The 10,827-nt window shown below is 71.8% G+C and carries 9 protein-coding genes; 1 reads left to right on the top strand and 8 read right to left on the bottom strand.

What is annotated here, in order from left to right:
* Window positions 1-483 precede the first annotated feature (483 nt).
* Window positions 484-1,491: a stage II sporulation protein M gene (locus ACFZAX_RS34685; RefSeq protein ID WP_390966851.1), complete on the bottom strand. Its 1,008-nt coding sequence runs from the start codon at window positions 1,489-1,491 to the stop codon at window positions 484-486.
* A gap of 125 nt (window positions 1,492-1,616) precedes the next feature.
* Between ACFZAX_RS34685 and ACFZAX_RS34680 the strand changes: the two genes are divergently transcribed.
* The gene (locus ACFZAX_RS34680; RefSeq protein ID WP_390966849.1) at window positions 1,617-2,570 is read left to right on the top strand and encodes an RDD family protein; all 954 of its coding nucleotides are present in this window, start codon (window positions 1,617-1,619) and stop codon (window positions 2,568-2,570) included.
* Between the two features lie 73 nt (window positions 2,571-2,643).
* Here ACFZAX_RS34680 and ACFZAX_RS34675 read toward each other — a convergent pair whose 3' ends face one another.
* The 7 genes from ACFZAX_RS34675 to ACFZAX_RS34645 all read right to left on the bottom strand — a co-directional run bounded on the left by ACFZAX_RS34675 (window position 2,644) and on the right by ACFZAX_RS34645 (window position 10,813).
* Complete coding sequence (locus ACFZAX_RS34675) at window positions 2,644-3,285, bottom strand: hypothetical protein (RefSeq protein ID WP_390966847.1); 642 nt, start codon at window positions 3,283-3,285, stop codon at window positions 2,644-2,646.
* A 148-nt stretch (window positions 3,286-3,433) separates the two neighbouring features.
* Window positions 3,434-4,891, bottom strand: coding sequence for an adenosylhomocysteinase (gene ahcY / locus ACFZAX_RS34670; RefSeq protein WP_390966845.1), 1,458 nt, complete (start codon window positions 4,889-4,891; stop codon window positions 3,434-3,436).
* A 248-nt stretch (window positions 4,892-5,139) separates the two neighbouring features.
* Entirely contained in the window at window positions 5,140-6,210 is a 1,071-nt protein-coding gene (locus ACFZAX_RS34665) for a cation diffusion facilitator family transporter (RefSeq protein ID WP_390966844.1), read from the bottom strand.
* Between the two features lie 127 nt (window positions 6,211-6,337).
* Window positions 6,338-7,501 carry a mannose-6-phosphate isomerase, class I gene (manA, locus tag ACFZAX_RS34660; protein ID WP_390966853.1) on the bottom strand — a complete coding sequence of 388 codons (1,164 nt, stop codon included), beginning with the start codon at window positions 7,499-7,501 and terminating at the stop codon, window positions 6,338-6,340.
* A 383-nt stretch (window positions 7,502-7,884) separates the two neighbouring features.
* On the bottom strand, window positions 7,885-9,036 hold the full coding sequence (locus ACFZAX_RS34655; protein ID WP_390966842.1) for an SIS domain-containing protein: 1,152 nt from the start codon (window positions 9,034-9,036) through the stop codon (window positions 7,885-7,887).
* Between the two features lie 111 nt (window positions 9,037-9,147).
* A complete protein-coding gene (locus ACFZAX_RS34650; protein ID WP_266710528.1) occupies window positions 9,148-9,330 on the bottom strand; it encodes a Trm112 family protein in 183 nt (60 codons plus the stop codon).
* Window positions 9,331-9,448: 118 nt separating this feature from the next.
* Window positions 9,449-10,813 carry a phosphomannomutase/phosphoglucomutase gene (locus ACFZAX_RS34645; protein ID WP_390966840.1) on the bottom strand — a complete coding sequence of 455 codons (1,365 nt, stop codon included), beginning with the start codon at window positions 10,811-10,813 and terminating at the stop codon, window positions 9,449-9,451.
* Window positions 10,814-10,827 lie beyond the last annotated feature (14 nt).

Genomic DNA, 10,827 nt, shown 5'->3' with positions numbered 1-10,827 from the left:
TTTCACCGGGGCCCTCCGGGCGCTTCCCTTCGTTCTTGCGTTTCCGACTCTATCAGACTCTTATCTGTCCGATTCCCGGTCGAAGCGGGTCAAGCAATTTTCGCTTTCCAGTTCTTCGCTTTCGCGTTTCCCTTTCCGGCGAGTCCAACCCTACCAGACTCTTTTTCGTTCCGTTTCCGGTCCGACAAGTAATTCCGGCGGCCAGTTGGTAGGCCTTTGCCTTTCGGCTGACTCGACTTTATCAGAGTGAATGGGGGCGAATGAACGACCCGGGCTCTGCATAAAGGGAATCGCGCGGCTCCGCGGAAATGAAGATTCCCTGCAGGAGCGAGATACACATTGACTGTCGCACTCGAACCTGTCCAGCCCGAGCCAACTAGTAAAATCTACCTCCCCACAGCCGCCGTGTCAACAGCTTTTGTGGGCGAAGAGGAGACTAGCAGCTCAGCAAGGTCTGACGCACATCCGCCGTGGCGCGGCGGGTCACGCGACGGTCGGCAGAGCTGCGGCGCGCTCTGCCGCGGCGAGGTCGCCGGTGTCGCCGGCCCGGACAGCACGGCCGCCCAGCACCCGTACGTACAGCAGAAAGGCCAGCTCGGCGGCGACGCCGATCGCGATCCTGGCCCAGGTGGGCAGACCGGAGGGGGTCACGAATCCCTCGATGACTCCGGACACGAACAGGACGAGGGCGAGACCGATGGCCATGCCGAGCGCGGCCCGGCCCTCCTCCGCGAGCGCCGCGCGGCGGGAACGGGGGCCCGGGTCGATGAGGGTCCAGCCGAGCTTGAGGCCCGTACCGGCCGCCACGAAGACCGCGGTGAGTTCGAGGAGGCCGTGCGGCAGGATCAGCCCGAGGAAGGTGTCCAGTCGGCCGGCGGACGACATCAGCCCCATGCCGACCCCGAGGTTGAGCACGTTGGTGAAGAGGATCCAGATCACCGGCAGGCAGAAGAACGCGCCGAGGACGAGGCACATGGCGGCTGCCTGGGCGTTGTTCGTCCACACCTGGGCCGCGAAGGAGGCGGCGGGGTGGCTGGAGTAGTAGGTCTCGTACTCGCCGCCCGGCCGGGTGAGCGCGCGCAGGTCGTCGGGCGCGCCGATGGCGGCCTGCACCTCGGGGTGCGTACCGATCCACCAGCCGATGAGCGCGGCGAGGAGGGTGGAGAGCACCGCCGTGGGCACCCACCAGTGGCGCGAGCGGTACACCGCGGCGGGGAATCCGGCGGCGAGGAACCGGGTCACGTCCCGCCAGGACGCCTTGCGGGTGCCGGTCACGGCGGACCGGCCGCGGGCCACGAGCTGGGTCAGGCGCCCCTCGGTGCGCGGGTCGGGTGCCTGGGAGTGGATCAGGGAGAGATGGGTTGCCGTCCGTTGGTAGAGCACGACCAGCTCGTCCGCCTCGGTACCGGTGAGCCCTCGGCCCCTCTTCAGCAGATGTTCCAGACGTTCCCACTCCGCGCGGTGAGCGATGACGAAGACATCGAGGTCCATGGTGGGTGTCTGCTCCAGGCGAAGGGCGAAGGGGCGTACGGGTCCCGAACACGGCGGCGCGCCGGCGATCAGCTTGGCAGACTGTCGCACAACAGGCGCAGGGGTGGGCGACGAAGGGCGGGGCAATGAGCGAACTCGTGACCGGGGACGCGGTGGTTCTGGAGCTCAGACCGGCACGGCTGCCGAGCAGGGCGCTGGCGCAGGCCATCGACACCGCGCTGCTTCTGATCGTGTTCGTGGTGCTCAGCATCGCGCTGGCCCTCGCCACCTCGACGCTCGACGACGCGGCCGTCGCCGCCGTCGCCGTGGCGTCCTTCCTGCTGGTGCTGGTGGGCGGTCCGATCGCGGTGGAGACCCTGAGCCACGGTCGTTCCCTGGGGAAACTCGCCTGCGGTCTGCGGGTGGTGCGCGAGGACGGGGGGCCCATCGCGTTCCGGCACGCGCTGGTACGCGGAGCGATGGGCGTCGTCGAGATCCTGTCGTCCTTCGGTGCGGTGGCCGCGATCGCGTCCTTGGTCTCCGCCAGGGGCAGGCGGCTCGGGGACGTGTTCGCCGGGACCCTCGTCGTACGGGAACGGGTGCCGGCCGACCGGTCACGGGCGCTGCCGCCGCCTCCGCCGTGGCTCGCGAGCCGTTTCGCCCAGCTGGACCTGTCCGCGGTACCGGACGGGTTCTGGCTCTCCGCGCGCCAGTACGTCTCCCGCCTGCACCAGCTCGATCCCGCCGTGGGGTACGCGATCGGCGAGAGGCTCGCCGGGGAGCTGGCGGCCAGGACGGCCGTGCCACCGCCGGAGGGGGTGCCCCACGCGGCCTATCTGGCCGCCGTGCTGCACGAACGCCGGACGCGCGAGGTGCGGCGGATGCTCTCGGCCGAACGCGCGGCGGACCGGGCACCGGGGGCAGCGGCGGGAGTACGTGTGCCGGGGACCGGCGCCACGGCGGGATGGGGTGCGCCCGCGGGTGCTCCCGTCGCCGCCCCGCAGGTCGCGCCGGTCCCGCTCGCGGCGCCCGTGGCGCCGGGGTCCGCCGCAGTCCCTGCCACCGTGTCCGCCTCCACCGGGTTCGCGCCGCCTGCCTGAGCTGCCGCCTGCCGGAGCCGCCGCCCGTTTGAGCTGCCGCCTGCGCGAGCCTCGGTCCGTCCGGGCCGGCGCGCTACTCGGCCGGCTGCTCGGGTCGCGGTACGGGTTTCGGGGACGGCGGGGATTCGAGGTCTTCGAGCTCGATGCCGGGGGCGGCAAGGACCACGTCACCGGCGAGGTGCACCGTGTGGCGCTCCCCCGTATTCAGGTCGCTGACCTGGTACGTGTCCACGTGCAGGGGGCCGTTGTCAGTGGGGTGCGCTTCACTGTCCACCAGGGCCCAGGACTGATCGACGGTCAGGGGCGCGAGGACCGGATCCGTGAAGGTGACCAGACGGATGCGGGTCTCGGGGGAACCGGGGGTGAGGCGCAGCAGTCGCGTGACGGCGACGAGAAACGCAGGAGAGGTGCCGGAGAAGGCGTGGGCGCGGACGTTGCCCTCGGTCGCTTCGGTGCCGGTGGGGTCGGTCCGTACCCAGGTGACGCCTTCGAGGGCGGCGCCGCGGATCTGCCAGCCGCCCGCGTGCAGTTCCAGGCGGATGGGCCGGCCGAGCTCGTCGAGCGCCAGGTCGGTGGAGCCGAGGTGGTCGCCGGAGGGAGCCGTCCTCCCTGCGACGTAGCGCCAGCCGGAGGGGCCGGGGGCGCAGTGGAAGTGCTCTTCACCGAGGGGGGTGTGATCGTGCGGATCGTGGAGCGAATATCGGCCGCGGGGCATGGGGTCCTTCGGGCTGCGCGGGCGGGGTACGGGGCAGGCCCCCGGCACGGGGGTGCGGGGGCCTGCGCTCGGACCTGCTGCTGAGACTGTTCCGGTCGCCGTCGGCCGGTTCCTCCCCTGCGGGGGGGCGGGCCGGCGGCGGGTGGGATCAGTAGCGGTAGTGGTCGGACTTGTACGGGCCGTCGACCTCGACGCCGATGTAGGCGGCCTGCTCCGGGCGGAGGGTCGTGAGCTTGACGCCCAGGGCGGCCAGGTGGAGGCGGGCCACCTTCTCGTCGAGGTGCTTGGGGAGCACGTAGACGTCGGTCGGGTACTCCTCCGGCTTGGTGAAGAGCTCGATCTGGGCCAGAGTCTGGTCCGCGAAGGAGTTGGACATGACGAACGAGGGGTGACCGGTCGCGTTGCCGAGGTTCAGCAGGCGGCCCTCGGAGAGGACGATGAGGACCTTGCCGTCCGGGAAGGTCCAGGTGTGGACCTGCGGCTTGACCTCGTCCTTGACAATGCCGTCGATCTTGGCCAGGCCGGCCATGTCGATCTCGTTGTCGAAGTGGCCGATGTTGCCGACGATCGCCTGGTGCTTCATCCGGGCCATGTCGGACGCCATGATGATGTCCTTGTTGCCCGTCGTGGTGACGAAGATGTCGGCCTGCTCGACGACGTCGTCGAGGGTCGCGACCTGGTAGCCGTCCATGGCGGCCTGGAGCGCGCAGATCGGGTCGATCTCGGTGATGATCACGCGGGCGCCCTGGCCGCGCAGGGACTCGGCGCAGCCCTTGCCCACGTCGCCGTAGCCGCAGACGACGGCGGTCTTGCCGCCGATGAGGACGTCGGTGGCGCGGTTGATGCCGTCGATCAGGGAGTGGCGGCAGCCGTACTTGTTGTCGAACTTCGACTTGGTGACGGCGTCGTTGACGTTGATCGCCGGGAACAGGAGGGTGCCGTCGCGGTGCATCTCGTAGAGGCGGTGGACGCCGGTGGTCGTCTCCTCGGTGACACCGCGGATCTCGGACGCGAGCTGGGTCCACTTCTGCGGGGACTCGCCGAGGGTGCGGTTGAGGAGGGTGAGGATGTGGGCGTACTCCTCGCTGTCCGCGGTGGACGGGTCCGGGGCCGCGCCGGCCTTCTCGAACTCGACACCCTTGTGGACCAGGAGGGTGGCGTCACCGCCGTCGTCCAGGATCATGTTCGGGCCGCCGGTGGGGCTGTTCGGCCAGGTCAGGGCCTGCTCGGTGCACCACCAGTACTCCTCCAGCGTCTCGCCCTTCCAGGCGAAGACCGGAACGCCCGCGGGGGCCTCGGGGGTGCCGGTCGGACCGACGGCGATGGCGGCGGCCGCGTGGTCCTGGGTGGAGAAGATGTTGCAGGAGGCCCAGCGGACGTCGGCGCCGAGGGCGACGAGGGTCTCGATGAGCACGGCGGTCTGCACCGTCATGTGCAGGGAGCCGGTGACGCGCGCGCCGGCCAGCGGCTGCGTGGCGGCGTACTCCTTGCGGATCGACATCAGGCCGGGCATCTCGTGCTCGGCGAGGGTGATCTCCTTGCGGCCGAAGACCGCGAGGGAAAGGTCGGCGACCTTGAAGTCCTGGTTCTGGCTGACCGTCGTCATGGCGGGTCTGCTCCTCGTAAGGGTCGAGGGTGGGCTGGCTGGCTGTGCGGCGCCGGGCATACGAATGCCCGGGACTCGCAGCGCAGTCCGTCGGAGGCCCTCTCTCCCTCGGCCGGTCCGCTTCCGCGGGCCGATCGACCGCCATCAGCAGCGACGTCTGGTACGCGTACGAATCTACACCGAGCAGCCGTGAGCGCACCGGCCCACGGGGGAACGGTGCGCTCACGGGACGTAGGGAATGGCTGGAATCAGTGCCCCGGGCCGGAGGGGTTCTCGCCGTCCGGGCCGGTCGGATCGTCCACGCCGGTCGGGGCGTCCACGCCGGTCGTGCCGGTCGCGCCCTCGGTGGGCTGCCCGGGGGCACCGGCCAGGGCGGACCGGCCGGGGTTGGTGCCCTTCGACGCGGCATCCGCGTTGTAGATGTCGGGCTCCAGGTAGATGACGCGGGCGATCGGCACGGCGGCGCGGATGCGGGTCTCCGCCGCGTTGATGGCGTTGGCGACCTCGGTCGCGGTGTCGTCGTGCTGCACGGCGATCTTGGCGGCGACCAGCAGTTCCTCGGGGCCGAGGTGGAGCGTGCGCATGTGGATGATGCCGGTCACGGTGTCGCCGTCGACGACAGCGGCCTTGATCCGCTCGATCTGCTCGGCCCCTGCCGACTCACCGAGGAGGAGGGACTTCGTCTCGGCGGCGAGCACGAGCGCGATGACGATGAGCAGGATGCCGATGCAGAGGGTGCCGATGCCGTCCCAGACGCCGTCGTCGGTGGCGAGGGAGATCCCGACGCCGCCGAGGGCGAGGACCAGGCCGATGAGCGCCCCGAAGTCCTCCAGCAGTACGACGGGGAGCTCGGGGGCCTTGGCGCGGCGGATGAAGTCCGTCCAGCTCAGGGTGCCGCGGGTCTGGTTGGACTCGGTGATCGCCGTACGGAAGGAGAACCCCTCGGCGATGATCGCGAAGACCAGCACGCCCACCGGCCAGTACCAGGCCTCGATGGGGTGCGGGTGCTTGATCTTCTCGTAGCCCTCGTAGACCGCGAACATGCCACCGACCGAGAACAGGACGATGGAGACGAGGAAGGCGTAGATGTACCTCTCGCGTCCGTAGCCGAAGGGGTGCTCGGGGGTGGCCTGGCGCTGCGCCTTCTTCCCTCCGAGCAGCAGGAGTCCCTGGTTGCCCGAGTCGGCCAGCGAGTGGACGCTCTCCGCGAGCATCGACGAGGAGCCACTGAAGAGGAACGCCACGAATTTGGCCGCCGCGATGGCGAGGTTGGCGGAGAGTGCCGCCACGATCGCCTTGGTTCCGCCTGACGCGCTCATGGGTGCCTGGTGTCCCTTCCTCGGTGCCGCAAACGCGGATCGGTGCCGCGCACGCGGATCGGTACCGCACACGCGGGTCGCCGCGGTACGGCCGCACATTGTTGCAGCACCGGGGACGGACGGTACGTCAGGCCACCACGGTGGCCCGGAAGAGTGTGCCGTTACCTGATGCTTCGACCGTTTCGTCCGCGGGGACGAAGACCGAGTCGCCCGGCACGAGGTCCAGCTCACCGGTACGGACCGCACCTGCGGTGCAGAGCAGGATCTGCGGGGTGGCGGCGGTCAGGTCGGCGGGGGCGGCGCCGGGCGAGAGGTCGAAGCGGGACAGCCGGAACTCGTCGACCGGGGTCTCGTACGGCTCCTCACCGGAGGGCGCCGCCTCGGGTCGCAACACGCCGGGCTCGGTGGCTTCAAAGCGCACGACGCGCAGCAGTTCGGGTACGTCGATGTGCTTGGGGGTGAGTCCGCAGCGCAGGACGTTGTCCGAGTTGGCCATGATCTCGACGCCGAGGCCGTCGAGGTAGGCGTGCGGGACGCCCGCGCCGAGGTAGAGCGCCTCGCCGGGCTGGAGCCGCACGTGGTTGAGGAGCATCGCGGCGATGACTCCGGCGTCGCCCGGGTAGTGGCGGGCGATCTCGGCGTACGGGGCGTGGTCGCCGCCCAGGACTTCGGCAGCGGCGGCGGCGTCGCCGACGGTCGCGGCCATCTCCTCCGGGTCGGCGGTGAGAATCGCGGTGAGCACCTCGCGGAGGGCGGCTTCCTCCGGGTGGGCGCGCAGCAGGTCCGTGTACGGCTTGAGGGAGTCGACGCCGAGCGCCTCCAGCAGGGCGGCGGCATCGTCGGGGCGGCGGAAGCCGCAGAGCCCCTCGAAGGAGGTGAGGGCGCAGATCAGTTCGGGCTTGTGGTTGGCGTCCCGGTACGTGCGGTGGGGGGCGTCCAGCGGAATGCCCCGGGCCTCCTCGTCGGCGAAGCCGAGCCGGGCCTGCTCCAGGTCGGGGTGGACCTGGAGGGAGAGCGGGGCTCCGGCGGCGAGGAGCTTGAGGAGGAACGGGAGGCGGGGGCCGAACTTCTCGACGGTCGCGGCGCCGAGTTCGCGGGCCGGGTCGGCGGCGATGACCTGGTCGAGCGGGAGTTCGGCGCCGTCGCGGGTGAGCAGGGACGGCGCTCCGGGGTGGGCTCCCATCCACATCTCGGCCTGCGGCTCCCCCGTGGGCGGGGTGCCGAGCAGCTCGGGGATGGCCGTGGTGGAGCCCCAGGCGTAGGGGCGCACGGTGTTGGAGAGCCGGTCCATGGAGTTGTCCTCGGGCTTTCGTGAAGGTGTGCAGGTGGGACGGGTGTGGCAGATGGTGCGGGAGTGGCGGATGGTGCGGGTGTGCCGGACGGGAGGGGCGCGGTGGACGGCGTCCCCGGCGTCCGGACGGGTGTCCGGACCCCGGGGCGTCCGGTCTTCCGGGCTCCCGGACATCTACGCTCCGGCGCCCCGGGAGGCCGGAGCCCTGCCGGCCGGGAAAGTCAGGCAGGCCAGGCGGGCCGGGCAGGTGAACAAATCAGCAGGTCAGACAGGTCGGGCAGGTCAACAGGTCAGGCGGGCAGGTCAGGTCAGGTCAGGTCAGGTCAGGTCAGGTCAGGTCAGACGGGTCAGGCGGGTCAGGCGGGTCAGGCGGGTCAGGCGGGTCAGGTCAGGTTCTCGGCGGTCGGCGGCTCGGTGGCCAGCGAGAGGTAGACGGCGGCGAAGTCCGTGACGGCGAGGAGTTCGGCGAGCGCTTCGAGTTCGCTGCCCTCGTCGGGTTCGAGTTCGCTGATGGCCGTGTCGTGGCCGAGGGCGAGTTCACGGGCGGCCGGGGCCGCGGTCAGGCCGCCGGTGGGCCGGTCGCGGAGGAGGACGACCCGGGCGCGCAGTGCTTCCTGCTCGTCGACGCGGTCGCGGAAGAAGTCCTCGGGGTCGGCTCCGGCGGCGAAGTCCCCGGCGAGCAGGGCGCCGTGCGAGGGCAGGGCTTCGGGGAGGGGCGCGGTGAGCGCGGGGCGGCCGGCGAGTTCGGCGAGGACGGCGGCGAACCGGCGGCCGACCGGGCCCGCCGCTTCCCCCTCGGTCCACACCAGCGGCAGCGTGTCGGCGAGCTCGGCGGCGAGGGTCTTGGCCGGGTTGCTGTACGTGGCGATGGCGGGCCCGCAGCGTTCGGCGGTGCGGTCCAGCCGGTCCGCGACCTTGCGCAGGTCCTCCTCGGACGCCGCGAGCAGCCCGACCCGGTCGAGCAGGGCGAGGAGCGGGGTGAGCAGGGCCCAGAGGGTGCCGGGGCCCGCCGCCGAGGTCTCGGCGTCGTACTCGCCGTGCGGGGCGGCGGCCATGGGCACGAGGAGCCCGTGGGCCCTCTCGACGGCCTCACGCAGCGGCGAGCGGGTGGGGGCGACGGCGACGACCGAGCAGCCGCGCCGGTACGCCTGTTCGGCGAGGAGCGAGAGGCCGGGTTCGGCGCCGTCGGCGGTGGCGATGAGGAGCAGGTCGACCGGGCCGGCCCAGCCGGGCAGGGTCCAGCGCAGCGCGCCGCCGGCCGGGGCGACCCCGGTGGGGCGGATGCGGGTGACCGGTGCCGCGGCACCCGCGAGGGCGCCGATGATGTCGGCGACTCCGGTGGCGGCGGTACCGGGGCCGGCGACGAGGACGGAACGCGGCCTGCCCTCCGGGGTCAGCGCTCCGATGCCGGCCTCGGCCGTGTGCAGGGCGGCGGTACGGACGCGGGCTCCGGCCTCGGCGGCCCCGCGCAGGAGCCCCCGGCGGTCGGCCCTGGCCAGGGCGTCCGGGGCGTCGAGCAACGTCTCGTCGAGCATGGCGGTGGGCCTCCGATCACCGTACGGATCAGCGTGCGGGTGCCGGGCGCGGTCGCGATCGGTCGCCGCCGGGGGTTCCGGAGGCGCCGGCTGGACGTGCCTGGCGTCCCGTCACGCGGGGCGGCGGGCCTCGTCGACGAGGAGGACCGGGATGCCGTCGCGGACCGGATAGGCGAGACCGCAGTCGGCGCCGGTGCAGACCAGCTCCGGGCTGTCGTCCGCCGTGCGGTCGTCGAGCGGGGAGTGACACGCCGGGCAGGCGAGGATCTCCAGAAGGCCGGCTTCGAGCGCCATGGGGCGGGTCCCTTCGAACATGCGGTTCAACTTCGTGCGGTTGGGGCGGGGCCAGCCTACCGCCGGGGTGCGGGGGTCGCGGTCCGGCGGGACCGCTGTCCCCCGCGCCCCCGGCGCACTATCCCCGGATGAGGGCCAGTGCCTCGTCCCGTACCGCCGTCATGGTGGCCTCGTCGCGGGCTTCGACGTTGAGGCGCAGCAGCGGTTCGGTGTTGGAGGCGCGGACGTTGAACCACCAGTCGGCGGTGGCGACCGTGAGGCCGTCCAGCTCGTCGAAGGTCACGTCCTCGCGGTCGCCGTACGCGGCGCGGATCGCCGCGAGGCGGGCCGCCTGGTCGGCGACGGTGGAGTTGATCTCTCCGGAGTCGGTGTAGCGGTCGTAGGCGGCGAGCAGCGCGGAGAGCGGGCCGTCCTGCCCGCCGAGGGCGGCGAGGACGTGCAGGGCGGCGAGCATGCCCGTGTCGGCGTTCCAGAAGTCCGCGAAGTAGTAGTGGGCCGAGTGCTCGCCGCCGAAGATCGCGCCGTGCTCGGCCATCTCGGCCTTGATGAAGGAGTGGCCGACGCGGGTGCGGACGGGAGTGCCGCCGTTCTCGCGGATGACCTCGGGGACGGACCAGGAGGTGATCAGGTTGTGGATGACGGTGCCCTTGCCGCCGTTGCGGGCGAGTTCCCGCTCGGCGACGAGCGCGGTGACGGCGGAGGGCGAGACGCCCGCGCCGCGTTCGTCCACGACGAAGCAGCGGTCGGCGTCCCCGTCGAAGGCGAGCCCGAGGTCGGCGCCCTCGGCGAGCACGCGGGCCCGGAGATCGACGATGTTGGCCGGATCGAGGGGGTTCGCCTCGTGGTTCGGGAAGGTGCCGTCGAGCTCGAAGTACATCGGTACGACGTCGAGCGGCAGCCCCGCGAGGACGGTCGGCACGGTGTGGCCGCCCATGCCGTTCCCGGCGTCCACCACCACCTTGAGCCGCCTGATCGCGGTGAGGTCGACGAGGCCGAGCAGGTGGGCGGCGTAGTCGCCGAGGGTGTCGCGCTCGGTGAGCGTGCCCCTGACGGTGGCCGGGGCGGGAGCCCCTTCCTCGGACCACCGCTCCACCAGCGTGCGGATCTCGGCGAGGCCGCTGTCCTGGCCGACGGGCGCGGCACCGGCCCGGCACATCTTGATGCCGTTGTACCGCGCCGGGTTGTGCGAGGCCGTGAACATCGCACCGGGCAGGCCGAACGCGCCCGAGGCGTAGTACAGCTGGTCGGTCGAGCAGAGGCCGATCAGGGTGACGTCGGCGCCACGCGCCCGGGCACCCCGGGCGAAGGCGTCGGCGAGGCCGGGCGAGGACGGGCGCATGTCGTGGCCGATGACGATCGCGTCCGCGTCCGTGACCTGGACGAACGCCGCGCCGAAGAGTTCGGCGAGCGGCTCGTCCCACTGGTCGGGTACGACGCCGCGCACGTCGTACGCCTTCACGAGCTGCGACAGATCAGCAACCACGGCCGGTCCTCCTG

It is taken from the genome of Streptomyces sp. NPDC008125 (assembly GCF_042957125.1).
Taxonomy (GTDB): Bacteria; Actinomycetota; Actinomycetes; order Streptomycetales; family Streptomycetaceae; genus Streptomyces.
Note: the sequence above shows the minus strand (reverse complement) of the source record. Positions and strands in the feature narration are given on the sequence as shown.